28 protein-coding genes, 1 tRNA gene and 3 pseudogenes are annotated in these 25,295 nt (G+C 67.3%); 17 read left to right on the top strand and 15 right to left on the bottom strand.

Going from position 1 to position 25,295, the window contains the following annotated elements; all coding sequences use genetic code 11:
* Positions 1–834: an SDR family oxidoreductase gene (locus tag CWS39_RS22055; RefSeq protein WP_102145040.1), complete on the top strand. Its 834-nt coding sequence runs from the start codon at positions 1–3 to the stop codon at positions 832–834.
* A 13-nt stretch (positions 835–847) separates the two neighbouring features.
* Here CWS39_RS22055 and CWS39_RS22060 read toward each other — a convergent pair whose 3' ends face one another.
* Positions 848–1,612 carry an SDR family NAD(P)-dependent oxidoreductase gene (locus CWS39_RS22060; RefSeq protein WP_102145041.1) on the bottom strand — a complete coding sequence of 255 codons (765 nt, stop codon included), beginning with the start codon at positions 1,610–1,612 and terminating at the stop codon, positions 848–850.
* Between the two features lies 1 nt (position 1,613).
* Complete coding sequence (locus CWS39_RS22065) at positions 1,614–2,255, bottom strand: putative zinc-binding metallopeptidase (RefSeq protein WP_233213624.1); 642 nt, start codon at positions 2,253–2,255, stop codon at positions 1,614–1,616.
* Positions 2,256–2,273: 18 nt separating this feature from the next.
* On the opposite strand from CWS39_RS22065, the gene CWS39_RS22070 reads away from it, so the two are divergent.
* The 3 genes from CWS39_RS22070 (at position 2,274) to CWS39_RS22080 (ending at position 5,023) form a co-directional block, all read left to right on the top strand.
* On the top strand, positions 2,274–2,882 hold the full coding sequence (locus CWS39_RS22070) for a histidine phosphatase family protein (protein ID WP_102145060.1): 609 nt from the start codon (positions 2,274–2,276) through the stop codon (positions 2,880–2,882).
* Positions 2,883–2,891: 9 nt separating this feature from the next.
* On the top strand, positions 2,892–3,914 hold the full coding sequence (locus CWS39_RS22075; protein ID WP_102145042.1) for a phosphotransferase family protein: 1,023 nt from the start codon (positions 2,892–2,894) through the stop codon (positions 3,912–3,914).
* 275 nt (positions 3,915–4,189) lie between these two features.
* Positions 4,190–5,023 (top strand): alpha/beta fold hydrolase, encoded by an 834-nt coding sequence (locus tag CWS39_RS22080; RefSeq protein ID WP_431306167.1) that lies wholly within the window; start codon positions 4,190–4,192, stop codon positions 5,021–5,023.
* Between the two features lie 75 nt (positions 5,024–5,098).
* On the opposite strand, the gene CWS39_RS22085 is transcribed toward CWS39_RS22080, so the two are convergent.
* Positions 5,099–5,461 (bottom strand): LapA family protein, encoded by a 363-nt coding sequence (locus CWS39_RS22085; protein WP_102145063.1) that lies wholly within the window; start codon positions 5,459–5,461, stop codon positions 5,099–5,101.
* A 275-nt stretch (positions 5,462–5,736) separates the two neighbouring features.
* Between CWS39_RS22085 and CWS39_RS22090 the strand changes: the two genes are divergently transcribed.
* The 5 genes from CWS39_RS22090 to CWS39_RS22110 are packed head-to-tail and all read left to right on the top strand — an operon-like array spanning position 5,737 to position 9,778.
* On the top strand, positions 5,737–6,666 hold the full coding sequence (locus tag CWS39_RS22090) for an ABC transporter substrate-binding protein (protein WP_102145043.1): 930 nt from the start codon (positions 5,737–5,739) through the stop codon (positions 6,664–6,666).
* A complete protein-coding gene (locus tag CWS39_RS22095) occupies positions 6,663–7,760 on the top strand; it encodes an ABC transporter ATP-binding protein (protein ID WP_102145044.1) in 1,098 nt (365 codons plus the stop codon). Before CWS39_RS22090 ends, CWS39_RS22095 begins: the two co-directional genes overlap by 4 nt.
* A 1-nt stretch (position 7,761) precedes the next feature.
* Positions 7,762–8,400: an ABC transporter permease gene (locus tag CWS39_RS22100; RefSeq protein WP_102145045.1), complete on the top strand. Its 639-nt coding sequence runs from the start codon at positions 7,762–7,764 to the stop codon at positions 8,398–8,400.
* Positions 8,397–9,170, top strand: coding sequence for an ABC transporter permease (locus CWS39_RS22105; protein ID WP_102145064.1), 774 nt, complete (start codon positions 8,397–8,399; stop codon positions 9,168–9,170). The genes CWS39_RS22100 and CWS39_RS22105 overlap by 4 nt, the downstream gene beginning before the upstream one ends.
* A complete protein-coding gene (locus tag CWS39_RS22110) occupies positions 9,167–9,778 on the top strand; it encodes a putative glycolipid-binding domain-containing protein (protein WP_102145046.1) in 612 nt (203 codons plus the stop codon). The genes CWS39_RS22105 and CWS39_RS22110 overlap by 4 nt, the downstream gene beginning before the upstream one ends.
* On the opposite strand, the gene CWS39_RS22115 is transcribed toward CWS39_RS22110, so the two are convergent.
* Positions 9,741–10,700, bottom strand: coding sequence for a prephenate dehydrogenase (locus tag CWS39_RS22115; RefSeq protein ID WP_255413041.1), 960 nt, complete (start codon positions 10,698–10,700; stop codon positions 9,741–9,743). The genes CWS39_RS22110 and CWS39_RS22115 overlap by 38 nt on opposite strands.
* Before the next feature lie 94 nt (positions 10,701–10,794).
* Between CWS39_RS22115 and CWS39_RS22120 the strand changes: the two genes are divergently transcribed.
* From CWS39_RS22120 to CWS39_RS22130, 3 genes are all read left to right on the top strand, one after another.
* On the top strand, positions 10,795–11,316 hold the full coding sequence (locus tag CWS39_RS22120) for a tRNA adenosine deaminase-associated protein (protein ID WP_102145048.1): 522 nt from the start codon (positions 10,795–10,797) through the stop codon (positions 11,314–11,316).
* Positions 11,313–11,768 (top strand): nucleoside deaminase, encoded by a 456-nt coding sequence (locus tag CWS39_RS22125; RefSeq protein WP_102145049.1) that lies wholly within the window; start codon positions 11,313–11,315, stop codon positions 11,766–11,768. Before CWS39_RS22120 ends, CWS39_RS22125 begins: the two co-directional genes overlap by 4 nt.
* 29 nt (positions 11,769–11,797) lie before the next feature.
* Positions 11,798–11,888, top strand: a tRNA-Ser gene (locus CWS39_RS22130).
* 84 nt (positions 11,889–11,972) lie between these two features.
* On the opposite strand, the gene CWS39_RS22135 is transcribed toward CWS39_RS22130, so the two are convergent.
* The 4 genes and pseudogenes from CWS39_RS22135 to CWS39_RS30230 all read right to left on the bottom strand — a co-directional run bounded on the left by CWS39_RS22135 (position 11,973) and on the right by CWS39_RS30230 (position 16,108).
* A complete protein-coding gene (locus tag CWS39_RS22135) occupies positions 11,973–12,341 on the bottom strand; it encodes a hypothetical protein (protein ID WP_199178252.1) in 369 nt (122 codons plus the stop codon).
* 44 nt (positions 12,342–12,385) lie between these two features.
* Positions 12,386–13,492 (bottom strand): GGDEF domain-containing protein, encoded by a 1,107-nt coding sequence (locus tag CWS39_RS22140; RefSeq protein ID WP_102145050.1) that lies wholly within the window; start codon positions 13,490–13,492, stop codon positions 12,386–12,388.
* Positions 13,489–14,916: a WS/DGAT/MGAT family O-acyltransferase gene (locus tag CWS39_RS22145; protein WP_102145051.1), complete on the bottom strand. Its 1,428-nt coding sequence runs from the start codon at positions 14,914–14,916 to the stop codon at positions 13,489–13,491. The genes CWS39_RS22140 and CWS39_RS22145 overlap by 4 nt, the downstream gene beginning before the upstream one ends.
* Before the next feature lie 83 nt (positions 14,917–14,999).
* Positions 15,000–16,108: pseudogene (locus tag CWS39_RS30230) on the bottom strand (PE-PPE domain-containing protein).
* Positions 16,109–16,259: 151 nt separating this feature from the next.
* Between CWS39_RS30230 and CWS39_RS22155 the strand changes: the two are divergent.
* Complete coding sequence (locus CWS39_RS22155; RefSeq protein WP_102145066.1) at positions 16,260–16,598, top strand: DUF732 domain-containing protein; 339 nt, start codon at positions 16,260–16,262, stop codon at positions 16,596–16,598.
* Positions 16,599–16,650: 52 nt separating this feature from the next.
* On the opposite strand, the gene CWS39_RS22160 is transcribed toward CWS39_RS22155, so the two are convergent.
* The 3 genes from CWS39_RS22160 to CWS39_RS22170 all read right to left on the bottom strand — a co-directional run bounded on the left by CWS39_RS22160 (position 16,651) and on the right by CWS39_RS22170 (position 18,224).
* The gene (locus tag CWS39_RS22160; RefSeq protein ID WP_102145067.1) at positions 16,651–17,148 is read right to left on the bottom strand and encodes a lipoprotein LpqH; all 498 of its coding nucleotides are present in this window, start codon (positions 17,146–17,148) and stop codon (positions 16,651–16,653) included.
* A gap of 174 nt (positions 17,149–17,322) precedes the next feature.
* Positions 17,323–17,661 (bottom strand): lipoprotein LpqH, encoded by a 339-nt coding sequence (locus CWS39_RS22165; RefSeq protein ID WP_306768843.1) that lies wholly within the window; start codon positions 17,659–17,661, stop codon positions 17,323–17,325.
* Positions 17,662–17,780: 119 nt separating this feature from the next.
* Positions 17,781–18,224 carry a lipoprotein LpqH gene (locus tag CWS39_RS22170; protein ID WP_233213626.1) on the bottom strand — a complete coding sequence of 148 codons (444 nt, stop codon included), beginning with the start codon at positions 18,222–18,224 and terminating at the stop codon, positions 17,781–17,783.
* A gap of 68 nt (positions 18,225–18,292) precedes the next feature.
* On the opposite strand from CWS39_RS22170, the gene tgt reads away from it, so the two are divergent.
* Genes tgt through CWS39_RS22185 form a run of 3 tightly spaced genes read left to right on the top strand, consistent with a single transcriptional unit; the run spans position 18,293 to position 22,101 of the window.
* The gene (tgt, locus tag CWS39_RS22175; protein WP_102145054.1) at positions 18,293–19,525 is read left to right on the top strand and encodes a tRNA guanosine(34) transglycosylase Tgt; all 1,233 of its coding nucleotides are present in this window, start codon (positions 18,293–18,295) and stop codon (positions 19,523–19,525) included.
* A 4-nt stretch (positions 19,526–19,529) separates the two neighbouring features.
* Positions 19,530–20,750 carry a cytochrome P450 gene (locus tag CWS39_RS22180; RefSeq protein WP_102145055.1) on the top strand — a complete coding sequence of 407 codons (1,221 nt, stop codon included), beginning with the start codon at positions 19,530–19,532 and terminating at the stop codon, positions 20,748–20,750.
* Positions 20,751–20,775: 25 nt separating this feature from the next.
* A complete protein-coding gene (locus CWS39_RS22185; protein ID WP_102145068.1) occupies positions 20,776–22,101 on the top strand; it encodes an acetyl-CoA hydrolase/transferase family protein in 1,326 nt (441 codons plus the stop codon).
* A gap of 23 nt (positions 22,102–22,124) precedes the next feature.
* Here the strand turns inward: CWS39_RS22185 and gluQRS are convergent, their stop codons facing one another.
* From gluQRS to CWS39_RS28945, 4 genes and pseudogenes are all read right to left on the bottom strand, one after another.
* Positions 22,125–23,018, bottom strand: a complete 894-nt coding sequence (gluQRS, locus tag CWS39_RS22190; protein WP_431306168.1) for a tRNA glutamyl-Q(34) synthetase GluQRS — start codon at positions 23,016–23,018, stop codon at positions 22,125–22,127.
* Between the two features lie 12 nt (positions 23,019–23,030).
* Positions 23,031–23,231, bottom strand: a pseudogene (locus CWS39_RS22195) (hypothetical protein); the annotation flags it as partial.
* The gene (locus tag CWS39_RS22200; RefSeq protein WP_102145057.1) at positions 23,222–24,385 is read right to left on the bottom strand and encodes an MFS transporter; all 1,164 of its coding nucleotides are present in this window, start codon (positions 24,383–24,385) and stop codon (positions 23,222–23,224) included. The gene CWS39_RS22200 and the pseudogene CWS39_RS22195, both read right to left, overlap by 10 nt.
* 75 nt (positions 24,386–24,460) lie before the next feature.
* Positions 24,461–24,625: a hypothetical protein gene (locus CWS39_RS28945; protein ID WP_158240388.1), complete on the bottom strand. Its 165-nt coding sequence runs from the start codon at positions 24,623–24,625 to the stop codon at positions 24,461–24,463.
* Between the two features lie 339 nt (positions 24,626–24,964).
* On the opposite strand from CWS39_RS28945, the pseudogene CWS39_RS22205 reads away from it, so the two are divergent.
* Positions 24,965–25,295 (top strand): annotated as a pseudogene (locus CWS39_RS22205) (methanethiol S-methyltransferase); the annotation flags it as partial.

Here is a 25,295-nt window from a genome sequence, read left to right on the forward strand (position 1 = left end):
ATGGCACGTGTGGTCTCGTTCGACGGCAAGGTCGTGGTCGTCACCGGCGGAGCTCGCGGCATCGGCTACGCCACCGCCGCGGCCCTGCAAAGACTCGGCGCCAAGGTCGCGATCGGCGACATCGACGAAGCGGCCGTCAAACAAGCCGGCACCGAACTCGGTCTGGACGTGTACGCGAAGCTGGACGTCAGCGATCGCGACTCCTTCGAGGCTTTTCTCGATCAGGTCGAACGGCAGCTCGGCCCGATCGACGTCCTGGTGAACAACGCCGGCATCTGCCCGACAGGACGATTCGTCGACGAACCCGATGAGGTGACCCAGCGCACGCTCGCCATCAACACCTACGGCGTCATGCTCGGCACCAAACTTGCCGCCGCGCGAATGGTCAAGCGCCGCAAGGGGCACGTCATCAACATCGCATCGCTGGGAGCGGTGAGCCCGATGCCCGGCATTGCGACCTACTGCGCCTCCAAATGCGCGGTGCTCGGTTTCACCGACGTCGTGCGACTGGAACTGCAGGGCACCGGCGTGGACGTATCGGCGGTGCTGCCCACGCTGGTGAACACCCGGATGATCGACGGAGTGAGCGGACGCGGCGTCGGCAAGGCCGATCCCGACGACATCGCAGCCGGCATCGTCCGGCTGATCCGCAAGCCGAAGCCCCGCATGGCGGTGACCCGCGGTGCCGGGCTGATTACAACCGTAACAAGCAGATTCATCCCGCTGCGCGTCTTCGAATCAATGCGCCACAGGCTGGGTTTCGACCAGATCTTCGATGAGGGCGTCGACCGCGAGAAGCGACGGGATTACGAGGAGCGCGCCCGCCACACCTGACGTCGCAGGCAAGTCAGGGCAGGCCGCCGTCAACCCGCAGGATCGCGCCCGTCGTGTAGCTGGACGCATCGGACATCAGATACAGTGCGGCGCCGATGATTTCGGGTGGGTTTCCGGCCCGCTTCAACGACAGATGAGCGAACGGGTTCGTAGTTGCCTGCTCCAGACCCCACGATTTGCTGATATCGGTGAGGAACGGCCCGGCCATCAACGTGTTCACCCGCACCGTCGGCCCATAGGCCTTCGCCAGACCTTCGGTCAGCGCGTTGAGCCCCGCCTTGGCCGCCGCGTACGGCAGCATGTCCGGCGCCGGGCGCAGCGACCCGCTGGAGCTGACGTTGATGATCGACCCGCCGCCGTCGGCCACCATCCGCTCACCGACCAACGCCGAAAGCCGAAACGGCCCCTTGAGATTGAGGTTGACCACCGCATCGAACAGCTTCTCCGACACCGACGTCAGCGAGTCGTACAGCGGCGACATGCCGGCGTTGTTCACCAGCACGTCGACCTTGCCGAAGCGGTCATAGGCCGCCTGTACGAGACCGTCGAGTTGCTCCCACCGCCCGACATGCACCTGATACGGGAACGCCGCTCGGCCCGTCGACGCCGCGATCTCCTCGGCCGTCACCACGCACGACTCCAGGTTGCGGCTGGCGATGATCACGTCGGCCCCACATTGCGCGGCGGCGAACGCCATCTCGCGCCCGAGCCCCCGGCTGCCGCCGGTGACGAGCACCACGCGGTCGGTGAGGTCGAATAGTGAATCGGCATAACCCATTTCAGCGGCTCCTCGCGGTATCCCGGATCACCCGATGCACGAAAACGAGCTTGGCGACGACGGGTGGTGGAATCTCGAACGGATAGAGCGGGCCTTTGCCCATCGCGGCGTTCACGCGGTTGAAGAACATCGACAGCCAATTCCAGTCGAACAGCAGGTGTTCGACGGGCACGTCGTCGTAGCACTCGAGAGGAGCCATGTCATGGGGGAACGAGAACCGCACCCGGTCCGCGTGCAGCACCATGCCGGCTTCACGCGTCGTGTCGATGGTGTCGGTGATGTGCAGGTAGTGGGCGAAGCACTCCGCGAAGTCCTCCCACGGATGCATGGTGTAGCTGGACACCAAGTCGAACGCCAACCCGCCGTTGCGCCGCCAGAACGGCTCCGCGGGCAGCCCGATGTCCAGCAGCTGATACACCAGCCGGCGCAGCGCCGCTGCCGTCGGAACCAGCTTCTCGCGGGCGATGGTCTTGGCCTGCGTGCAGCGCACCCAGCGCCGGCTGTCCACGGTCGCCGTGTCGTTGTCCACCGCCAGCATGGTCATGGTGGGCGGGTGCAGCCCCAGCTGCGCGTCGCAGGTGCCGCACCGGTCCGCCTCGAACGGCGTGTAGTTGAGGCACACCGGGCAGGCGAATGCGCGCACGGGCAATATGGTGTCACGGTGCAATTGCTTTTGGTCCGACATGCGCTGCCCCTGCGTACCTCGCATGGTGAGGGCTCCGATCCCGACTTGTCCGAGGAAGGCGTGAAGCAGGCCCAGCGGCTGCCCGCGGCGCTGGATCGCTTCCCGATCACCCGGCTGGTGAGCAGCCCGCAACGTCGCGCCGTCCAGACCGCGCAGCCCGTCGCCGACAAGCTTGGGCTGAGCATCGAGATCGACGACCGCTTCGCCGAGTACGACCGCGACCTGCCGGTATACATCCCGATCGAGCAGATCGCCGCGGAGAACCCGGAGGAGTTGGCCCGGCTGGCCAACGGGCACCTGCCCAGCGGGGTCGACGAGGCCGCGTTCAAGGCCAGGATCAGCGCCGCGGTCGACGATCTGGTGGCCGGCGCCGACCACGAGGACACCGTCGCGGTGTTCAGCCACGGCGGGGTGATCAACGTGCTGCTGCACCAGATCCTCGGCACCGCACGGCTGCTGTCGTTTCACGTCGACTATGCGTCGATCACCCGGCTGCTGTCCTCGCGGAGCGGGCGACTGGCGGTGGCGAGCGTCAACGGCACCGAGCATGTATGGGATCTGCTGCCGCGAAACCAGCGGTGGTAAACACATCGCATGGCACTTGACGGACTCGACCTGGCCGCACTGGATCGTCACCTGAAGGCCGAAGGCATTCCCCGCACCGGTGAGCTGCGGGCCGAGCTGATCTCCGGCGGGCGGTCCAACCTGACGTTTCTGGTGTCCGACGACGCGTCGAAATGGGTGCTGCGACGGCCGCCGCTGCACGGGCTGACGCCGTCGGCGCACGATATGGCCCGCGAGTACCGGGTGGTGGCCGCGCTGGCCGATACGCCGGTGCCGGTGGCCCGCGCGGTGACGATGAGCAACGACGACTCGGTGCTCGGCGTGCCGTTCCAGATGGTCGAGCACGTGGCGGGCCGGGTGGTGCGCATGGCCGACGATCTGGAGACGATCGGCGACAAGGACGCCATCTCCGACTGCGTCGACGCCCTGATCCGCGTGCTGGCCGACCTGCACGCCGTCGACCCGGACGCGGTCGGGCTGTCCGACTTCGGCAAGCCCGCGGGTTATTTGGAGCGGCAGGTGCGGCGGTGGGGCTCGCAATGGGAGCTGGTCCGGCTGCCCGACGATCTCCGTGACGCCGACGTGAAGCGGCTGCATTCCCTTCTGGGAGAGGCGATTCCGCCGCAGACTCGCGCCTCGATCGTGCACGGCGATTATCGCATCGACAACACAATCCTGGATGCCGACGATGCGACGAAGGTGCGCGCGGTGCTGGATTGGGAAATGTCCACGCTCGGTGACCCGCTGTCTGACGCGGCATTGATGTGCGTGTACCGCGACTCCCGGTTCGACCTCATACTCGAGATGCACGCGGCGTGGTCCTCGCCGCTGATGCCGTCGGCCGACGATCTCGCGCACCGCTATTCGCTGGCCTCCGGACAACCGTTGGCGCACTGGGACTTCTACATGGCGCTGGCGTATTTCAAGGCGGCGATCATCGCGGCGGGCATCGACTACCGCGGCCGCATGGGCAGCGGGTCTCCCGATGTCGCGACGAAGGTCGGTGAGGCGGTGGCCCCGCTGATCGCCGCGGGCCTGGAGCACATGAGCTAGTGGCCGAGCCCGTGGCCAGGTCCGTCGAGCAGTCGCAGAATCGCACGAAATCGCGCCGATTCGTGCGATTCTGCGTCTTCTCGCTGGCGGTGGTGGTGGCGATCGTCGTGGTAGTGAACACCGTCATGAAGCTGCCACCGATGCCGCCGGCCGACGGCGAGTACATCTCGCTGCGCAGCAAGAACATTCACTATGTCGAGCAGNTCTGCGTCTTCTCGCTGGCGGTGGTGGTGGCGATCGTCGTGGTAGTGAACACCGTCATGAAGCTGCCACCGATGCCGCCGGCCGACGGCGAGTACATCTCGCTGCGCAGCAAGAACATTCACTATGTCGAGCAGTCAGGTCGTGGTACCCCCGTGCTGCTGCTGCACGGATTGCCGGGCACGCACAAGGATTTCGACCCGCTGATGCCTCACCTGGGTGGCCTGCATGTGGCCGCGATCGACCGGCCGGGCTTCGGTTGGTCGACGGGCGGAGTGGTGCCGTTCCAGGAGCAGATCGATGTGGTGCACGACTTCCTCACCCAGCGCAAGCTGGCGCCTGCGGTCGTCGTCGGCCATTCCTTCGGCGGCACACTGGCACTCGGCCTGGCGCGCCGCTATCCGCAAGACGTCGCGAAGATGATCCTGATTGCGCCCGGTGCCGGTGGCATGCGCGCCAACACGTCAGACACCATGCTGGCCCGCTACATCCGGTTCAGCCAGCTGCCGGTGATCAAGTCGGTGGTCAACCGTACCTACGGCAATATCGCCAACCGGCTGTCGGCGCACTTCGGGGCGCAGCACGCGTTCGCACCCGGTGACATCGACCCGACGTACGCCGCCCGGCTGGTGGCGGTGACGCTCACGCCCGGCAACCTCGAGGCCTTCGCCAGTGAGCAACTCGAATTCGGCGACACGATGCAGTGGGTCGACGACAACGTGCCGGAGATCGACGTGCCGTCGGTTCAGCTTGCGGCCACCGAGGACGAATTGGTGCCGCATGAACATGCCGGACGGCTGGCGGAAACCTCGCCGAACAGCGAACTGATCACCGTCGACGGCAGCCACATGATCCCGTACACCCATCCCGACGTGGTGGCGCAGCAGATTCGGGAGGCCGCCGACTAGCACCCCTTCACGAACGTGAAGCCACTGCGAAAAATCGGCCGGAATTTCGCAGTGAGTTCACACTCCCGAAGGCGGCTACTGCCGCAGCGTGATGTTGCGCTTCGCGGCGCGGCGCAGCTGGTAGATGCGCGCGGTGCCGGCCAGGACCGTCAGCAAGCCGCCGCATACCGCGGCACCGAGGATTGCCACGCCCAGCGGCAGGCTCCAGTGCCAGCCGAGGAACGCGAACTGCGCCGAGTCGGTGTTCTGCGCGATGAAGATCAGCAGCACGATCAACACCAGCATGCCCGCGATCACCGCAGACCACAGCGCCGCGGCACGGGTGAACTTCACCGGGGATTCGACTTCCGGCTTGGCTTGCTGCGCTGGCACGGACGTGGGCTCGTCAGGTCCCGGTGATATCGGTTGATCGGGCGATACGGACGGATCGCTGCTCATGGGTCCATCTTTGCCCAACTGGCGGAAGAACGAAACCACCTGACTGCGTGTCGACTCAGTTATCCAGCTCCTCGGGGGCCTGCATCACCGGCATCCCAGGGCGTCCGGATCGCAGGGATCGCCGCCCCAGCCACCGCCAGTGGGCGGTTCTTCCGGTTCGTCGACGGGCGCTTCGACGGGCGCGTTGACCAGTTAACGGTGAGCTAAACCGCGGCATCCGGCCGCACATCTCGCTAGGGTCGCGGCAGGCTGGTGACGCCGGAAGGACGTCCGACATGAACCGAGCACTGACAGTCCTCGCAGCCGCACTTGTCTTGATAACCGCGGGCTGCGGGAGTTCCAACCCCCTCGGCGGCGGCACCATCTCGGGTGATCTGAAGTCGATCATCGTCGGCTCCGCGGACTTCCCGGAATCGAAGATCATCGCCGAGATCTACGCGCAGGCGTTGGAGGCCAACGGCTTCACCGTCAGCCGGCAATTCGGCATCGGCAGCCGCGAAACCTACATTCCGGCGGTCAAGGACCATTCGATCGACCTGATCCCCGAATACACCGGAAACCTGTTGCAGTACTTCGACCCAGACGCCAAGGTCACCGCCCCGGACGCGGTCGAACTGGCACTCACACGGGCACTACCCGGCGATTTGTCGATCCTCACGCCCTCACCGGCAGAGGACAAAGACACCGTCGCGGTCAGCCAGGAGACGGCGCGGAAGTGGAACCTCAAGTCCATCGCGGACCTCGCAAAGCACTCGCCGGAGGTGAAATTCGGTGCCCCGTCGGAGTTCCTGAACCGCGCGGAGGGCCTGCCGGGACTCAAAGCCGACTACGGCCTGGACATCGCGCCCAACAACTTCATCGCAATCAGCGACGGCGGCGGCCCCGCCACCGTGCGCGCCCTGGTCGACGGCACCGTCACCGCCGCCAACATCTTCAGCACGTCGCCGGCCATCCCGCAGCACAACCTCGTCGTGCTCGAGGACCCGAAGAACAACTTCCCCGCCGCCAATGTGGTGCCACTGGTCAGCTCGCAGAAGAAATCCGATCTGCTCAAGACGGTGCTCGACGCCGTCTCGGCCAAGCTGACCACGCAGGGTCTCATCGAACTGAACACCGCGGTGTCCGGCAACACCGGCGTCGACCCGGACGAGGCGGCGCGTAACTGGGTGCAGGACAACGGCTTCGACCAGCCCATCAGCAAATGATCAGTTTCGATCACGTCACCAAGAGATATCCCGACGGCACCGTCGCCGTCGACGATCTCACGCTCGAGGTGCCCGACGGCACGCTGACGGTCTTCGTCGGCCCGTCCGGCTGCGGCAAGACCACCTCGATGCGAATGATCAACCGGATGATCGACCCCACCGCGGGCACGCTCACGGTCGACGGCAACGACGTCACCAAGGTCGACCCCGTCAAACTGCGGCTCGGCATCGGCTACGTCATCCAGAGCGCGGGCCTGATGCCACATCAGCGGGTCGTCGATAACGTCGCCACCGTGCCGGTGCTCAAGGGCGAATCCCGTCGCACCGCCCGCAAGGCCGCGCTGCAGGTCATGGAGCGTGTCGGCCTGGACCCGCAATTGGCCAACCGGTATCCGGCGCAACTGTCCGGCGGTCAGCAACAGCGCGTCGGCGTGGCACGAGCATTGGCCGCCGACCCGCCGATCCTGCTGATGGACGAGCCGTTCAGCGCCGTCGACCCGGTCGTGCGCGAGGAGCTGCAGACCGAAATCCTGCGGCTGCAAAGCGAATTGCACAAGACGATCGTGTTCGTCACCCACGACATCGACGAGGCGATCAAGATCGGCGACAAGGTCGCGGTGTTCGGCCGCGGCGGCGTGCTGCAGCAGTACGACCAACCCGCACGGCTGCTGTCCAACCCCGCCAACGATTTCGTCGCCGGCTTCATCGGCGCCGACCGCGGCTACCGCGGACTGCAGTTCCGCCACGCAACCGGCCTGCCGCTGCACGACATTCGCTCCGTCGCCGAACCCGAGATCGACGGCCTCACCCTGGGCCCGAAAGACTGGGTGCTGGTCAACAAACCCGACGGCACGCCGTACGCGTGGATCAACGCCGACGGCGTGACGCTGCACCGCGACGGTAAGTCCTTGTACGACAGCACGATCGCGGGCGGCTCACTGTTCCGCCCCGAGGACTCGCTGCGCCAGGCGCTGGATTCCGCATTGTCGTCGCCGTCGGGGTTAGGGGTGGCCGTCGACGACGACGGGCGCGTGGTCGGCGGCATCCTCGCCGAAGATGTGTTGGCGGCGTTGAAGAAACAGCGGCAGCAATAGCATGCGCTATCTGCTGAACAATCTCGACGACGCGTGGACGCTGGTGCTGATCCACCTGCGGCTGTCGCTGGTGCCGATCATCCTGGGACTGCTGATCGCCGTTCCGCTGGGCGCTTTCGCGCAGCGCACCACGGCGCTGCGGCGGCTGACCACCGTCACCGCCAGCATCATCTTCACCATTCCGTCGCTGGCACTGTTCGTGGTGCTGCCGCTGATCATCCCGACCCGAATCCTCGACGAGGCCAACGTCATCGTCGCGCTGACGCTGTACACGACGGCGCTGCTGGTGCGGGCCGTGCCCGAGGCGCTCGACGCGGTGCCTGAGCCGGTGCGTGACGCCGCCACCGCCGTCGGCTACAAACCGCTCACCCGGATGTTGAAAGTAGAACTGCCGCTGTCGATCCCGGTGCTCGTCGCCGGTTTGCGCGTCGTCGCCGTCACCAACATCTCGATGGTGGCGGTCGGTTCGGTGATCGGCATCGGCGGGCTGGGCACCTGGTTCACCGAGGGCTACCAGGCGAACAAGAGCGACCAGATCATCGCCGGCATCATCGCGATCTTCGTGCTGGCGGTCGTCATCGACGCGCTCATCATGCTCGCCGGCCGAGCCATCACACCGTGGGCGAGGGCGGCGGCATGAACTTCTTACAGCAGGCGCTGGCCTACATCTTCACCGCCGACAACTGGGGCGGCCCGGCCGGGCTGGCCGCCCGCATCGGCGAACACCTGCAGTACACCGTTGTGGCCGTGGCGTTTTCGGCATTGGTCGCGATACCCATCGGGCTGCTCATCGGCCACACCGGCCGCGGCACCTTCTTCGTCGTCACCGCGGTGAACGCGCTGCGGGCACTGCCCACCCTGGGTGTGCTGCTGCTCGGCGTGCTGCTGTGGGGTCTGGGCTTGGTGCCGCCCACCATCGCGCTGATGCTGCTCGGCATCCCGCCGCTGTTGGCCGGCACCTACTCCGGCATCGCCAACGTGGACCGCGCCGTCGTCGACGCCGCACGGTCGATGGGCATGACCGAGTCCCGGGTCCTGCTGCGGGTGGAGGTGCCCAACGCCATGCCGCTGATTCTCGGCGGGCTGCGCACCGCCACGCTGCAGGTGGTGGCCACCGCCACCGTCGCCGCCTATGCGAGCCTCGGCGGGTTGGGCCGCTACCTCATCGACGGCATCAAGGTGCGACAGTTCCACATCGCATTGGTGGGCGCGCTGATGGTCACCGCGCTGGCGCTGCTTCTGGACGCCGCGCTGGCGCTGGCGGTGTGGTTGTCGATGCCGGGCACCGGGCGTCTCGGGGGCGCGCGGATGCCTCAACCTCTGCTCGGCGACGAGGTGGCGCTGGAATTGAAATCACCTGCGGGAGCCCGCTACGCCAGAGCGCGGTCGTCGCCTACGGTGGAAGGGTGAGTGAAGCAGTCCGCTCTGATGCGACCAAAAGCGCCTGGCCGGCGGTCTTGACCTGGCGGGCGCACGATGTGCCGAGGATGGAATCGGTACGGGTGCAGTTGTCGGGCAATCGCATCAAGGCTTACGGCCGCATCGTGGCCGCGGCCACCACGTCGCATCCGGCCTTCTCCGCCTCGTACGACTTGGTGACCGACGAGACCGGAGCCACCAAGCGACTGTCCCTGACCGTCACGTTGGCCGAGCGGGAACGCCAGCTCTCGATCGCCCGCGACGAAGAGAACATGTGGCTGGTGCAGGACCACCAGAACCAGGCCAAACGGGCAGCCTTCGACGGGGCGCTGGACGTCGACGTGATCTTCAGCCCGTTCTTCAACGCGCTGCCGATCCGCCGCACGGGCATCTACGAGCGCACCGACACCATCACCATTCCGGTGGTCTACGTGCGGCTGCCGGAGCTGTCCGTCGACCCCGCGACGATCAGCTACAGCAGCGCGGGTCCCGATCTGACAGCCGGGATCAAGCTGCACTCCCCGGTCGCCGAGACCACCGTGACCGTCGACAAGGACGGCTTCATCCTCGACTACCCAGGACTGGCAGAGCGGATCTGATCACCCCGCCCGCACGGCCCGCGGCGGCGAGCTCCTCGCGCCAGTCCGGCGCACCGATGGTGATGGTGATGATCTCGGGTCGGCCGAAGCTGTCGTAGCGCATCCGGGCGGCGTGGCCGGCCTCGATGAGGTCGGCGACGGAGTCGTTGGAGGCCAGCGCCTCGCGGGCATGGCCGAGCAGTTCGATGGTGCGGTCCAGCGCGGGCAGCAGCTGTTCGGAGTTCGCCTCGCACATGGCCCGAACCAGATCCGGCGCGGTGGCCGCCACCCGGGTGCCGTCGCGGAACGACCCCGCGGCCAGCGCGAACGCCAGCGGCACCTCACCCGCGGTGACCGCGAGCGCCTCGGCGAGCAGGTGCGGCAGGTGCGAGATGCTGGCCGCGGCGGCGTCGTGTTCGTCGGAGCGGGCCGGGACGACGACCGCGCCGCAGTCCAGCGCCAGCTCCATCACCATCGTCCACACGTCGGCATCGACGTGGTCGTCGACGCTGATCACCCACGGCGCCCCGACGAACAGCCGCGCATTGCCCGCCGCCCAGCCCGAGTGGGCGGTGCCGGCCATCGGGTGTCCGCCGACGAATCGCTCGAGCAGGCCGAAATTCTCGACCTCCGCCAAGACCGCACGTTTGACACTGGTGACGTCGGTGAGCGGGCAATCGGGGGCGTGCTCGCGAATGTGGCCCAGCATGATGGGCAGCGCCGGCATCGGCACCGCCAGCACGATCAACGCCTCGCTGTCGGCCGCGCGGGCCAAGGCTTGCTCGATGTTCTCGGTGGCGTCGAACCCGTCGAACCGGGCCCCCTGGGCGGCCTCCACCGACCGGTTGTACCCGAAGACCTCACGCCCGGCAGCCGCGGCCGCGCGCATCACCGAGCCGCCGACCAGGCCCAGACCCACCACGCATACGGGCGTCTTTGTCACACCCCAAGGTTGGCACATCAAGCGATACCCGCCGCCGCCAGCCCGGAGTCGATTCCTGGTCAAAGGTCCTGGTCGGCGACTACCGTATGGCGACATGGGAGCACAGCGTGCACCGGCGAAAGACCAGGCCGTCGACATTCCAGACGGCTTCGGTGTCGCCGTCGTGCGCGAGGACGGTAAGTGGCGCTGCTCGCCGATGCGCCGCGCCGCTCTGCGTAGTTTGACCGCGGCGGAGACGGAGCTGCGTGAATTGCGCAGCGCCGGCGCGGTTTTCGGCTTGCTCGACATCGATGACGAGTTCTTCATCATCGTGCGGCCCGCGCCGTCGGGCACCCGGCTGCTGCTCTCGGACGCCACCGCGGCGCTGGACTACGACATCGCCGCCGAAGCGCTGGAAAAGCTGGACGCCGACCTCGATCCCGATGAGCTCGACGACGCCGAACCGTTCGAAGAGGGCGATCTGTCGCTGCTCGCCGATATCGGTCTGCACGAGGACGTGCTGGGCGTGATCATCGCCGAGACGGACCTCTACGCCGACGAACAACTCGGCCGGATCGCCCGTGAGATGGGCTTTGCCGACGAACTCGCGGCAGTGCTCGACCGCCTCGATCGGTGACAGACGAAGACCTGATTCGCGCAGCCCTGGACGCCGCCGGTGCGGCGGGTCCCGACGATGTGCCCGTCGGCGCGGTGGTGGTGGGGCCCGACGGTAGCGAGCTGGCGCGCGCGGCGAATATGCGTGAGGCGCTTGGGGATCCGACGGCGCACGCGGAGATCCTGGCGATGCGGGCGGCCGCCGCGGTGCTGGGCGACGGGTGGCGGCTGGAAGGCACGACGCTGGCGGTCACCGTCGAACCGTGCACGATGTGCGCCGGCGCATTGGTGATGGCACGCGTGGCGCGGCTGGTGTTCGGGGCGTGGGAACCCAAGACCGGTGCGGTCGGATCGCTGTGGGACGTGGTGCGCGACCGGCGGCTCACGCACCGGCCGCAGGTGCGCGGCGGCGTGCTGGCCGCGGAGTGCGCGGCGCCGTTGGAGGCGTTCTTCGAGCGGAAGCGATTCGATTGAGTCAGGGGTCGTTCGGTAAGCTGCCACACGGTGGCGTGTCCGAGCGGCCTAAGGAGCACGCCTCGAAAGCGTGTGACGGGTAACCCCCGTCCGAGGGTTCAAATCCCTCCGCCACCGCCAACTTTTCCTTCGCGAGATGCATTAGGTGGAGGATTCAAGCCACCATTTGACCTCAATCCTCCACCTTGAGCACTCACGCGCTCCTCAGTAGACGGCGGCCCGCCAGTCGGGCCGCCAGAACCCGCCGGTGCAGCTCAACGGCAAGCCGTCGGGCGCCTGCGCCATGCCCGTCTCGCCACCGCACTGTGTTCCCGCGACGCGGATGCCCACCAGCGGTGGCGATGAGATCCACTTGCGGCTGGAGCTGCACGCCAACGTGTTGCCCGACGCATCGAGGCCGAAGTTGTAGCGGGTGTTCGGCTCGCATGGCGCGCCTTCGGCCGCGTCGCGATGGATGTAGGTGACGCAGCCCGCTCCGTCACACGTCATGGGTGAGGCCGACGCGGTGCCGGCAACGATCATCGGTGCGGCCACCACACCGCAACCCAACGCAACTGCAGCCATGAGTCTCATGGCCATAGCGTAGGGAGACGTGGCTCACATATGGCCGTAATCGATCAGTTGTCGGTGCCGTAATCGCCGAGCACCGCGAGCTTGGGACGCCTGACGTAGCGGCCCTGATTGCCACCGGCCCGCCGCGCCTCCGACGTTGCGGTGCTGGCAATGCTGATCACCTCGTCGAGCACCTCATGCGGCGGGTGCGCGGTCAGCGGCTGCAGCGGCGTGCACACCACACCGATGCTCGCGGTCAGCCCCGAACGCGTGGTGGTGATGGCGCCGCGGACCCGTTCCACGAGCGGCGACGGGTCGTCGTGGGTGAACGTGTCGGCGATCAAGAACTCGTCGTCGGCGACATGGGCGAGAACCGCGTTGTGCCGGACGTTTTCGCGCAGCACCTGACCGACGCTGACCCGCGCGTGATTGCCGGCGCGCTCGCCGGCCATATCGGTGCGCAGCGCGAAGCTGTCGATGTTGACCACGGCGACGACGAGGTGGCGGTCGTCGTCGCGGCTGCGGGAGGCCAGCAGCGTCGCGGCCTCCTGGTAGAACGCCTCGCGGTTGAGCAGCCCGGTCAGCGGCTCGATCTCGGTGCGGCGGCTGTCGGAGTTGACCAGTCGCATCACCATCCGGCAGCAGAACACGATGAAGACGTTGATCAGCGCGACGAGAACCGCCGCCGCCACCGCGACGGACACATCGGTGGCCGCCAGTCGCACACCGAGCACAGCGATCGTCGCCGCCGCCACCGCCCAGGCGAACGTCAGCAGCCGGGCGGTGTGGAAGCACACGATGTACGCGCCGGGCACCGCAAACGTCGTCGTCCCGAGCATGCCGACCACGGGGTTCGCCGGGATCAGGCAACCGGCCGCGATGCACAGGGTGCCCACTACCACGCACGCCAGCGACTGTATCGGCGTCGGCCAGCAATGGCGCAGCCACACCGCCGCCAACACCAGACTGCACGCGAACACCGCGACCGCGACCACTTGCCCCTGCACGCTCTGCGGGCCCACCGAGCTGCCGATCATCAGCAGCGGAATCACGCCGAGGCCGACGATGATCGCCGCGAACACCCGGCACGTCGTGGTCTGGGCGCCGCGCGCCGCGATGAACGCTGTCAGCCAGTAATACTGGGGCGACGAGAACCGCCGCGCCGCCCTCATCGGCGAGACCTCCGAGCGGGGGCCGGCGTCGCGGCCTCGAGCTCGTCGAGTGCCTGGCCCGTGTAGACCGCGAGCCGCTGCAGATGCGGCAGCTTGTCACGGCAGCCGACGAAGCCGAAGTTCATGGTGTCTGCGTAGCTCTGCAACGTGATGTTCAGTGCCATTCCGTGCATAGGGATCGATACGGGGTAGGTGGCTTCCAGCCGACTTCCTCTGAGGTACAACGTTTCTCGTGGGCCCGGCACATTGCTCACGCAGATGTTGAACGCGTACGGCCACGGCGGCCGGATACCGGTGACCGCGCCGGCGATCTGGCTCGCGGCGGGCGCGAGCAGCGCGGCGCTGTAGGCCATGATCGCGGTAGGTGACATCGTCTGCAGCTGCGCCTTGGATACGCGGGTGGCCGCGCTGATGTTGGTGAGGCGCTCGACGGGGTCGGCGATGTCGGTACCCATCGCGACAAGTATGGCTCCGACGGCATTACCGCCGCCCTCGTCGTCTTTGGGCCGGATGTTCACCGGCAGGAACGCGACGAGCGACTGGTCCGGAAGTTCGTCGAGCTCCTGCAGAAAGCGGCGCAGCCCGCCGGCGATGACCGACAGCGCCACATCGTTGAGGGTGGCGTCGTGGGCGGCGCCCAACGCCTTGAGCCGCGCGATGGAGTACTGCTGGGTGGCGAAGCGCCGGTTGCGGCTGATGTGGGCGTTGAGAATGCTGTGCGGCGCCTGCGCGGAGTTGGCGAGTCGCGCGTAGTCCCCGTCGCGGCGGATCTGCGTGTTCACCAGGGCACGGCCGAGGCCTACGGCCGCGCCGACGCCTCCGGTCAGCGCGCTGCCCACTCCGCCGATGGCGCCGAGGAGGGGGTTCGACGGCGACGCTTCGGGGCGGGCACGCGTCGGGATGGGCACGTTGAAGAACAGCCGCGTGTCGTCGTCGTCGGGATCTGTGGACAGGCTGCGGGCGAGGGCCTTCATCCCGGTGTAGCCGTCGAGCAGCGAGTGGTGGATCTTCATGTACATCGCGAAGCGGCCGCCTTCGAGGCCCTCGATGATGTGCAGCTCCCACGGCGGGCGGCTCAGATCGAGATGATTGCTGTGCAGCCGGGAGATGAGGATGCCGAGCTCGCGTTCGTCACCGGGACTGGCCAGCGCCGAACGGCGCACGTGGTAGTCGAAGTCGAAATTGTCGTCGACGACCCAACTGTGGATCGGGCTGTACTGCAACCGGTGATGCGCGAGTTTGCGGTTCCACGGGGCGACGACCTCATGGCCGCGCGCATCGTCGATGAGCCGACGCAGATAGTCGGCGAGCGCGTCCTTCGGCGGCGTGAACGGCAACAGCGCTGCGACGTGCATCTTCGAATTCGATGTCTCGCCATAGAGAAACATCATGTCGAGCGGGCTCAGTCGCTTGCGTGTGCTCATTACAGACTCCGATCAGACCGCGCGCACCAGTTGCCCGTCAAGGTCAGTCTGTCAGCAGACGCCCGTCCCGACGCCGGAATGTGTCAGTCGCTGTCATCGGATGTCGACGCGTCGTCATTCGTCGACGACGACGGCGCCGGTTTGGCCCGCAACACCTTGTTGATCGCCGCGCGCACAGCCTTGCCCCGCTGCGTACCCGCACGGGTTGTCGGGGTCGCCTTGTTTCCGTCGGTCCGTGCGGTGTGCGATGTCTTGCCCAATGCGGCTGCGCCGTTGCGCAGATTCTCGCGTCCCTCGGCCACCGCGCCGGGCAGCGCCGCCGCGGTCTGCACCACGCGCGACGGCGGGGTGACCAACGAGAACCTCGTCGGCTTGTCGGCGTTCTGGTAGGTGCGGTCGGTGTAGCCCATGTCGACGCCCAGGCGCAATGTCGGCTCGACGGCGCCGAGCACGGGTTCGGTCAACGCCGTGGTGCCCAGTGCCGTCGACACGTCGCGCACGGGCTGCAGCAGCGGCAGATGCTCGGCGCGCACCAGGATGTAGGTGTCGGTGCCTTCGCCGGGCTTGGTGACGGTCTTGGACACGGTGTCCGCGGTGGCCAGGTCGACGTTGTCCGGCCCCTGATCGCCGTGGACATAGACCAGCCCCGCCGCGGCGTTGGCGAGTGACAGCGGATTCGCATAGGCGGGGAAGTCGCCGATCGCGTCGTACTCCAGTGTCACAAACGTCTCGTCGTAGGGCGACGGCGCCGCCGCGCCGGTGCTGGTGAACCCGGGATGGCCAGCTCCGGGAACCGGGCATAGATCCCGCCGTTGGGCACGAAAGGCGCTGCGATGAACAGGAATTGGAGCTCATCGGGCGGCGGACCACCGTCGGCGCCAAAGTCGCGCTTGACCTGTTCGGCGACCAGCGAGCCCTCGGAATAGCCGACGACGAGCTTCGTGCCGCCGGTGTCGTCGATGGCGGTGCGCAGCGTCGGCACGCCCTCTGTCACGCTCGGGTCGACGGGCAGCTCGGCGGGATATTCCACTGGTACGAAGGTGGCGCCATCTGGCACCAATTGACCCTGGAACTTGTCCGGGATCCGGTCGCCGGTCGGATTGCGCCAGCCGCCGACGCCGATGACGGTGTCGGCCTGCGGGAGCGTCGTCGCCGCAGACGCATCCGCGGAAAAGACCAACACCGCCGACATGCCGGCCGTCGCGCCGACAAGCACGCCGGGAACGGCCCGCCGGGGTGCGGCCTTGCGATGCTTCGCCACCTGTCCTCCTCACGGCGGTCGCAACCGCGCGGATCGCACGCTACCCGACCGTGAATCCACTAGGCTCCCTAACGTTATGAATATGAAAACGGCGCTGGCCGGCCTGCTGGCAACGGCGGGCGCTCTGGCATTCGCGCCAGCGGCGCACGCCGATCACGTCGCCTATCTGGTGAACGTCCATGTCCGGCCGGGCTACAACTTCCCAAACGCCGAGGCGGCATTGGGTTACGGCTACAGCATCTGCGACCGGGTGGCGGCCAAGATGCCGTACGCGCAGCTGGTCGACCAGGTGAAGGCCGACTTCCACACCACGGACTACTACCAGGGCGGCTACCTGATCAACCAGGCCGTCAACGAGTTGTGTCCGGCGCAGATCTGGCAGCTGCGCCAGTCGGCGGCCGGCTACCGACTGCCCGCCTGATACGACAACGGCGGCGCCCCACCGGGACGCCGCCGCCAGTCGAACGGGATTACTACGGGCAGGTGACCTCGATCTCGAACGGCTTGTTGACGGGCTGCATGGGGTTGGCCATGTCCACACCCGTCGCGGTGCCCGAGATCCGGTAGGTGTCACCGTCCTTCTCGGCCTTGGCCTCGCCCTGGCCGGCGCCCTCCTGGAAGCCCAGTGTCACGCCGTTGACGTTGCCCAGCCCGACCGAGCGGACCGCGGGCGAATCGCCCTCGCTCACCACGGCGGCGATGCCGGTGGCGGCGTCGCCGATGGCGATGTTCATGTTGCCGCCCATTGCGCTGCACACGACGGTGCCCTGGACGTTTTGGTCTTGGCCGTCGATGGTGACCTTGGTTTCACTCGCGCCCGCTTCGGCAGTGGCGGTGCCCGCCTCGGCCTCGGTGGTTGCCTCCGCGGTGGTGGCCGGAGACTCGGCCTTCTCTTCCGACGACGAACAGCCCGACAGGCCGGCGATAACAATCGCTGCGCCGCCTACGGCGACCAGGAACCCACGCTTCACCACTGTTCTCCTTTTTTCACGTGGTCCGTCAAGATCGGCGGACCATCCCCAGCAGTATGGTGCCCTGCTCAGCCATGGTCAGGGGTTTGCTTGAAAACGAGTGACGAAATTGCGCTCCGGCAGGCCTCTTCTCGAACTTTCACTGCCGCGATGCAATATCGCGAAGTCGCAGTGTCAGCACGACACCTTGATCGAGAACGTGCCGGTGGTGCGGAAGCTTGGCTTCGCGGTGTCGAAACCGTTTGCTGTCCCGGCGATTTCGTAGGTACGGCCGATCATCGTGACCGTCGCGGTGTCCCCCAGGCCGGCGTTGTAGCTGCCGGTGAAGCCGCCGACATTGTTGATGCTCACCGATTCGGCGGTGAGCTCGTCCTTGTTGGACACCAGGGCCGTCACGCCCGAGGTCTGATCCCCGGTCTCGATGGTGGTCAACACGCCGGCCGGCATGCATCGCACCGCTTCGGTGATGCCCATGTCCTGATCGTTGATCCGCACCTGCGCGGTGCCGGCCACCAGCAAGCCCGAGGCTCCGCCGTCGGCGGCGGGGACGACGAACAGCCCGTCAGCCCGCCGAGGACGAGCGCGGCAAGGACGGGACCGGCGTGACGCACGGAAGAAATGTAGCCCGCACGCTAGGGGCAGGTGACCACAATTTCGAACGGAGTCTCTACGGGAACCATCGGGTTGGCGGCGTCGGTGCCCATCCCGGTTCCGCTGACGGTGTAGCGGTTTCCGTCGCGGGTGGCGCTGGCCGGCGTCGCGGAGACACCCTCGGCGTACAGCAACGACGGGCCGCCGGAGCCCGCCTCGCCGATGCTCACCGACTTGACCACCGGGGGCTTCTCATCGGTGAGGTTGACAGTCGTGGTCTGCCCGCCCTCGATGGTGATGATCGTCCGCCCGCCCTCTGTCGCACAGCTGACGTCGCTGGTCGGACCGACGTCCTTGCCGCCCAACGTCACATTGGTCTCACCGGGCTGGGCCGGGGCGGGGGCCTCGGGCTCCGGCGACGAGCAGCCGACGAGGGCTGCGAGCAGGGCCGCACAGCCAGGGATGAGGAAGTTTCGCGGGGTCACGACCATCGAGTATGCGGTGCGACAGGGTCAGCAAAATAATCCGGTCGTCGTCCGGTTGAATACATCCCATGAGCGAGCCGTTCTTCACCGTCGAGGCGGAGCTGCCCGGACGGCTCGGACGGGCGGGGGTCATCCGCACCCCGCACGGCGACATCCACACTCCGGCGTTCATCGCCGTGGGCACCCAGGCCACCGTCAAGGCCGTGCTACCCGAAACCATGAAAGAACTTGGGGCGCAGGCAGTTCTGGCCAACGCCTACCACCTGTATCTGCAGCCGGGCCCGGACGTCGTCGAGGCCGCCGGCGGCCTGGGCGCGTTCATGAACTGGCCCGGCCCGACGTTCACCGACAGCGGCGGATTCCAGGTGCTCTCGCTGGGGGCGGGCTTTCGCAAGGTGCTGGCGATGGACACCGAACGAGTCCAGGCCGACGACATCATCGCCGAGGGCAAGGAGCGCCTGGCCGTTGTCGACGACGACGGGGTGACGTTCCGGTCGCACCTGAACGGGTCGACGCATCGCTTCACCCCGGAGGTGTCGATCGGCATCCAGCATCAGCTGGGCGCCGACATCATCTTCTGCTTCGACGAGCTGACCACATTGGTCAATACCCGTGGCTACCAAGAAGAGTCGGTGCGACGCACGCACGCGTGGGCGGTGCGTTGCCTGGCCGAACACCGGCGCCTGGCCGCGCAACGTCCCGACAAGGCGCCGCAGGCATTGTTCGGTGTGGTGCAGGGCGCGCAGTACGAGGATCTACGGCGCGGCGCCGCCCGCGGGCTGACCACGATCGTGGACGACGACGGCCGCGGCTTCGACGGCTACGGCATCGGCGGGGCGCTGGAGAAGCAGAACCTGGCCACCATCGTCGGCTGGGTGAGCAGCGAACTGCCTGCGGACAAACCGCGCCACCTGCTGGGCATCAGCGAACCCGACGACTTGTTCGACGCGGTCGCCGCGGGCGCCGACACCTTTGATTGCGTCTCGCCGTCGCGCGTCGCCCGCAACGCGGCGGTGTATTCGGCGACGGGCCGCTACAACATCACCGGTTCGCGGTACCGCCGCGATTTCACCCCGATCGACGAGGACTGCGACTGTTACACATGCAGCCACTACACCCGCGCCTACCTGCATCATCTGTTCAAGGCGAAGGAGATCCTGGCCTCCACGCTGGCCACCATCCACAACGAGCGCTTCGTCATTCGCCTCGTCGATCAGATCCGGGCCGCCATCAAGGTCGGCGAGTTCGACGAGCTGCGGGCACACGTCTTGGGCCGGTACTACTCGACGCGTGCACAATAAGTAGATGACGACCACAGAGTCGCAGACGCTGCTGCTGCAGCTGATCGATCCGGCCAACCGGCCCGACCCCTATCCGGCTTACGCCCAGATCCGTGAGCACGGGCCGCTGCGGCTGCCCGAAGGGCACCTCACGGTGTTCTCGTCGTTCCAGGACTGCGATGACGTGCTGCGGCATCCATCGTCGGCCAACGACCGGCTCAAGTCGACGCTGGCCCAGCAGCAGATCGCGGACGACAACGCGCCGCGGCAGCTCTGGACGCCGAGCTTTTTGTTCCTCGATCCGCCCGACCACACCCGGCTGCGCAAGCTGGTCAGCAAGGCGTTTGCGCCCAAGGTGGTCAAGGCGCTGGAGCCGGACATCACCGCGCTGGTGGACTCGCTGCTGGACAAGCTGGCCGCCGACGGTCAGTTCGATGTGATCGCCGATCTCGCCTACCCGCTTCCGGTGGCGGTGATCTGCCGGCTGCTCGGCGTTCCTCTCGAGGACGAGCCCCAATTCAGTTGGGCGTCAGCGTTGTTGGCCAAGGCGCTCGACCCATTCATCTCGTTGACCGGCGAGACGCCCGACGACTTCGCCGAGCAGATGAAAGCGGGGCTGTGGCTGCGCGAGTACCTTCACGGGCTGATCGCGCAACGCCGCAAGAATCCGGGCGAAGATCTGATGTCGGGCCTGATTCATGTCGAGGAGTCCGGGGATCAGCTCACCGAGGAGGAAATCGTCTCGACGTGCAACCTGCTGCTCATCGCCGGGCATGAGACCACGGTGAACCTGATCGCCAACGCGATCCTGGCGATGCTGCGTCATCCGTTGCAGTGGACAGCGCTGGGCCGCAATCCATCTCGGGTCTCGGCGGTGGTCGAGGAGACGATGCGTTACGACCCGCCGGTGCAGCTGGTGGCGCGAATTGCCGCCGATGACATGACAATTGGCCAGACCACTGTCGCCAAAGGTGACGGCATGATGCTGCTGCTGGCCGCGGCGCATCACGACCCGGCGGCGAACGATCGTCCAGACGAATTCGATCCCGACCGGGAAACTATCCGGCACCTGGGCTTTGGCAAAGGCCCACACTTCTGCCTCGGCGCGCCGCTGGCGCGCCTGGAGGCCGCGGTCGCGCTGTCGGCGGTGACCGCGCGCTTCCCGCAGGCGCGGATCGCCGGTGAGCCGGTGTACAAGCCCAACCTGACGCTGCGCGGTATGGCCTCCTTCGCGATTTCGGCGTAGGCCGTAATCGTGCAGGATGAACGACATGCCAACCGAGCTCACCGCCGAGCAGGCCGCTGCGCGCCTGGCCACCGATGACACGCTGGGCATCCCGCTGGGCCCCGGCCAGCCGCCGGCGTTTCTGCGCGCGCTGGGTGAGCGCACCGACTGGACCGATCTGGGTGTCTACGGCGCGCTGCTCGCCGTCGGCACCGAACTGTTCTCGCGGCCGGGCGTTCATTACCTGTCGGGTTTCTACGGTCCCTTGGAGCGGGCGCTACGGGACAGCGGCGCCAACATCGAGTTCGCGCCCGCGGACTTCCGTCGCTTCGGCCCGCTGCTGGAGCGCCAGGCGCCGCGGGTGATGACGACCGTCGCGGCCCCGCCCGACGCCGACGGCTGGTGCTCCCTGTCCTTGCATGCCGGCGGCACGGTTGGCGAGCTGCGCCGCGCCGGCGCCGACCCCGAACGGCTGCTGGTCGTCGAGGTGTCCGACGCCTACCCGCGAACCGTCGGGTGGCAGGAGCATCGCCACGCGCTGCACGTCGACGAGATCGACGTGCTGGTGCACTCGACCGACGGGCCGGTGGCGCTGCCCGAAGCGCCCCCCAACGACGTCGACAAAGCGATCGCGCGCCATGCCGTTGCGTTCATCCCGTCGGGTGCGACGCTGCAGACCGGCATCGGCTCCATCCCCAGCCAGATCGCCACCCTGCTGGCCGAGGGCGACGGCCACGACTTCGGGCTGCACAGCGAGATGTTCACCGACGGCTGCATGCGGCTGCACCGCGCGGGCAAGGTCACCAACGCCCACAAGGGCCAGTACGACGGGGTGAGCGTGACGACGTTCGCGTTCGGCTCGACGGAACTCTACGAATGGCTCGACGGCAACTCCGACGTCGCGTTCCTGCCCGTTGAGGTCGTCAACGCACCGGAGGTGATCGGCGCCAACAGCGACATGGTGTCGATCAACGGCGCGCTTGCGGTCGACATCCACGGCCAGGTGGTCGCCGACACCATCGCCGGCGACCAGTTCAGCGGCGTCGGCGGCGCCGAGGACTTCGTGGCAGGCGTGGGGCTCGAGCTGTCGGACCGCTCGCTGATCTGCCTGCCTTCGACGTTCGCCAAAGACGGTGCGCTGCAGTCGCGGATCCTGCCGTGGTTCGGGCCCGGCGCCGTCATCACGACGCCGCGCCACCACGTCGACGTGATCGTCACCGAGTACGGCGCCGCAGAGCTGGAGGGCAAGACCGTCCAGGAGCGCGGCGAGGCGCTCGCGGCGATCGCCCACCCGCAGTTCCGCGACGAGCTGCTGGCGGCCGCGACGCGGGCAGCCAACGGCCGCTCACCGGTGACTGGGTTGACGGGTTGATCACTCGCGTCTGGTGCGAGTAATCAACCCGTCAAGGTGTACACCCAGGGGTGCTTCGGCAACTGCGCCGGGTCGAACTGCGCCAGCATCTCGTCCAGGCTCGATGCCGGCCAGCCCAGCGACGCGCTGATCTGCTCAACAGCCCGCTCGACGCCAATCTCGGCGAGCGTGACGGCGCCGTCGCGTTTGGCCAGCCGCGCGCCGTCCTCGTTGAGCACCAAGGCGACGTGCGCGTAGGTCGGCTCCGGATAGCCCAGCAGCCTCGCGAGGTAGGCCTGCCGCGGCGAGGACGGCAGTAGGTCGTCGCCACGCACCACTTGGTCGATGCCTTGTGCCACGTCGTCGACCACGACGGCGAGGTTGTACGCCGCGACCCCGTCGCCGCGGCGCACCACGAAATCGTCGACGATGCCCATGTAGTCACCGTGCAGCACATCGTGGACGGTGTAGGCGATCGCGTCGGTGCGCAGTCGCAAGGCGGGCGGTCGGCCGGTCTCGTCGCGCCGCTGCCGACGCTCAGCCTCGGTGAGCTGGCGGCAGGTGCCCGGATAGGCGCCCTGCGGGGCATGAGGCGCTCGCGGTGCCTGCTGGATATCCCTTCTGCTGCAATAGCATTCGTACAGCAGCCCGCGCTCCTTCAGCTCAGCGATCACCGAGTCGTAGCGCTGCGGATGCTGCGACTGCCACTCCGGCGGCTCGTCCCACGTCACACCGATGGCGGCGAGGTCCTCGAGCTGGCGGTCGGCGATGTGGGTGTGGGTGCGGTCGTCGAGGTCGTCGATGCGCACCAGGAAGCGCCGACCCGTCGACCGCGCGAACAGCCACGCCAGCACCGCGGTGCGCAGGTTGCCGATGTGCAGATCGGCCGACGGGCTCGGCGCGAACCGGCCCGCGGGGGAGCGGGTCACGCCCGCAATCTAACCGAGGCTAACTGCGTCGGCGATCAGCAGCTTGTAGGCGGTGAAGTTGTCCTTGTTGTCGCTGTCGTACCAGACATGGGCGTCGCGGTATTTCTCGTTGGGCTCGTCCTCGGCGTCGGCCCACTTGCGCACCCGCTTCTCGGCGGCGTCCCCATCCCACTCGCGGTCGCGGTCAGCCAGCGGCAGGTCCTGAAATGCTGTTACGGACATACAGGTGGCGTGCCCGATCTGTCTTGGCGATAAACCAGCCAGGCCGCCACCGCGAGATAGGGCAGCGTCAGCACCGCGAACGCGCCACTGTGCCCGCCCGCGTCGGCCAGCGCCGCGTAGCTGCCGCACACCATCAGGGTGGCGACGTCCGTCGTCATCCCAGCGAGCGACGTCACGGTGGCCCGGGCGGAGCCCGAGATGCTGTGCTGCAGGCGGGCATCGGCGACGACGGTGGCCAGCTGGAAGACACCGAACGCGACGGCAAGGGCCACCACACCGGCCGGGTGCCCGGCAAGCGCACCGACAGACATCAAAACGGCGCCGCAGACAACCAGCAACGACAGCCCGCTATCGCCGAGTCGGCCGGCCGGTCCGGCGAGCAGCCCGCCCGCCGCGGCGCCCGCCCAGACCACCACCATCAACAGCGCGACTTCGGCGGCCGACACACCGGTGCTGTCGATCAACAGCGGCGTGTACTCGTCAAGTGCACCCCACACCGAGGCGATGACCGCGACGAGCACGACCGCGGCCAACACCGTCCGGGATCGCCGAGCCTCGGCGACACCCGCACTCACCGCGTCGGCCCAGCTCAGACCTGGCTCAGCGTGCCCAATCTTGTTCTCGGGGAACAGCATTGCGACGCCTGCGGCCAGCACCGACACCGCGACGCTGGCCGCGCCGACCGCAACGAATCCGCCGGCGACCAGCGCCGGTGCGGCGGCGGCCCCGGCGAACATCGCTGCCAGCACCCCGGCCACGTTGCCGCGGCCCATCAACGTCGCGTAGCGGTCCGTCGCGCCCAGCACGGCAAGCTCGTCGTACACCAACGCCTCGAGCGCCCCGGACGTCAACGCGCCCTTCAATCCCCACAGCAGGAAGCCCAGCGCGAACATGCAGTAGCCGGGCGAGCCGACCCATAGCGCGAACGCGACAGCCGTCAGCAGGGGTCCGCCGATCAGCAGGCGGCGTCGTGACGTTGCGTCGGCCCAGGCGCCGGAGGGCACCTCGAAGGCCAGGCTCGACACCGACCAGGTGACAAGCAGCGACGAGATCTGCCATACGGATAACCCGGTATCGCTGAACAGCAGCGTGTAGACGGGGTACAGCAGGACGAAGTCGTCAAGAAACAGGTATGCGTAGAGAACGCCGGCCAACCGGCGATGAGGCTTGCAGTGGTCTAGACGTTCAGGTCAACATCGCCAGGTCATGGGGTCGAGGGTAGCGCGACGCTACGCGCCGAAATCGTGAGCTTCGTCGTACCCGTAGTCCCCGCCCGGGTCGAGGACCACTTTCGGCGGCTTCTCATCCCGCGTCGGGGTGGGGGATGCTCCTTGCGACGTGCCCATCGCGTCATGGGCTTCGTCGTACTCGAAATCGCCGCTCTGGATGTCCATGATGAGCCTCCGTCCGTCGGCACTTCATTATCCGCGGGATCTGCTGACAGGCGACGATTCGATCAGCGCATGCTGTGCGTCAGGCGGCGTCGTCGGCCAGGTGGCAACCCGTGACGTACTTCGCGGTTCTCGGTCCGCTCGAAGTCCGCACCGAAGACGGAGTGGCGGTTTCGCCGCCCGGTGAACGGCAGCGCCGTCTCGTCGCTGCTTGCCAACCATGGGCAAAAGGTGACGCTTGTGCATCGCGGTTCAGGTGCAGAAAGAAAGCAGCGGGTTTGGGATTACTGAATGAGGCAAATGCCCCATGCGCCGGTGAACCAAAGTGGGCGACCATACGTCATGCAGTATGTGAATCGTCTTCTCGCCGTCGGTTACGGCGTCGCCAGCTACGTCTTGTTCCTGGCGGTGTTCCTCTACGCGATCGGGTTCGTCGGCGACATCGTCGTGCCGCGAAGTGTGGACAATGCTGTCGCCGCGCCGCTCTGGCAGGCGCTGATCATCAATGTGTCGCTTCTGACCCTGTTCGCCGTGCAGCACAGCGTGATGGCACGCCCGGCGTTCAAGCGGTGGTGGACGCGCTATGTGCCGCCGCCTGTCGAGCGCAGCACCTATGTTCTGCTCGCGAGCCTCGTGAGCATGTCCCGAGTCTCGTGGAACTTGGGTGACGGTC

The sequence above is a fragment of the Mycobacterium hubeiense genome, assembly GCF_002838065.1.
GTDB classification, from domain to species: Bacteria; Actinomycetota; Actinomycetes; order Mycobacteriales; family Mycobacteriaceae; genus Mycobacterium; species Mycobacterium hubeiense.

What these genes read in the sequence shown, in the direction of transcription:
- CWS39_RS22055 (WP_102145040.1), top strand. Translation starts at nt 1, where the DNA reads ATGGCACGTGTGGTCTCGTTCGACGGCAAGGTCGTGGTCGTCACCGGC.
- CWS39_RS22060 (WP_102145041.1), bottom strand. Translation starts at nt 1,612, where the DNA reads ATGGGTTATGCCGATTCACTATTCGACCTCACCGACCGCGTGGTGCTC.
- CWS39_RS22075 (WP_102145042.1), top strand. Translation starts at nt 2,892, where the DNA reads ATGGCACTTGACGGACTCGACCTGGCCGCACTGGATCGTCACCTGAAG.
- CWS39_RS22080 (WP_431306167.1), top strand. Translation starts at nt 4,190, where the DNA reads ATGCCGCCGGCCGACGGCGAGTACATCTCGCTGCGCAGCAAGAACATT.
- CWS39_RS22085 (WP_102145063.1), bottom strand. Translation starts at nt 5,461, where the DNA reads ATGAGCAGCGATCCGTCCGTATCGCCCGATCAACCGATATCACCGGGA.
- CWS39_RS22090 (WP_102145043.1), top strand. Translation starts at nt 5,737, where the DNA reads ATGAACCGAGCACTGACAGTCCTCGCAGCCGCACTTGTCTTGATAACC.
- CWS39_RS22095 (WP_102145044.1), top strand. Translation starts at nt 6,663, where the DNA reads ATGATCAGTTTCGATCACGTCACCAAGAGATATCCCGACGGCACCGTC.
- CWS39_RS22100 (WP_102145045.1), top strand. Translation starts at nt 7,762, where the DNA reads ATGCGCTATCTGCTGAACAATCTCGACGACGCGTGGACGCTGGTGCTG.
- CWS39_RS22105 (WP_102145064.1), top strand. Translation starts at nt 8,397, where the DNA reads ATGAACTTCTTACAGCAGGCGCTGGCCTACATCTTCACCGCCGACAAC.
- CWS39_RS22120 (WP_102145048.1), top strand. Translation starts at nt 10,795, where the DNA reads ATGGGAGCACAGCGTGCACCGGCGAAAGACCAGGCCGTCGACATTCCA.
- CWS39_RS22135 (WP_199178252.1), bottom strand. Translation starts at nt 12,341, where the DNA reads ATGAGACTCATGGCTGCAGTTGCGTTGGGTTGCGGTGTGGTGGCCGCA.
- CWS39_RS22140 (WP_102145050.1), bottom strand. Translation starts at nt 13,492, where the DNA reads ATGAGGGCGGCGCGGCGGTTCTCGTCGCCCCAGTATTACTGGCTGACA.
- CWS39_RS22145 (WP_102145051.1), bottom strand. Translation starts at nt 14,916, where the DNA reads ATGAGCACACGCAAGCGACTGAGCCCGCTCGACATGATGTTTCTCTAT.
- CWS39_RS22155 (WP_102145066.1), top strand. Translation starts at nt 16,260, where the DNA reads ATGAAAACGGCGCTGGCCGGCCTGCTGGCAACGGCGGGCGCTCTGGCA.
- tgt (WP_102145054.1), top strand. Translation starts at nt 18,293, where the DNA reads ATGAGCGAGCCGTTCTTCACCGTCGAGGCGGAGCTGCCCGGACGGCTC.
- CWS39_RS22180 (WP_102145055.1), top strand. Translation starts at nt 19,530, where the DNA reads ATGACGACCACAGAGTCGCAGACGCTGCTGCTGCAGCTGATCGATCCG.
- CWS39_RS22185 (WP_102145068.1), top strand. Translation starts at nt 20,776, where the DNA reads ATGCCAACCGAGCTCACCGCCGAGCAGGCCGCTGCGCGCCTGGCCACC.
- CWS39_RS28945 (WP_158240388.1), bottom strand. Translation starts at nt 24,625, where the DNA reads ATGGACATCCAGAGCGGCGATTTCGAGTACGACGAAGCCCATGACGCG.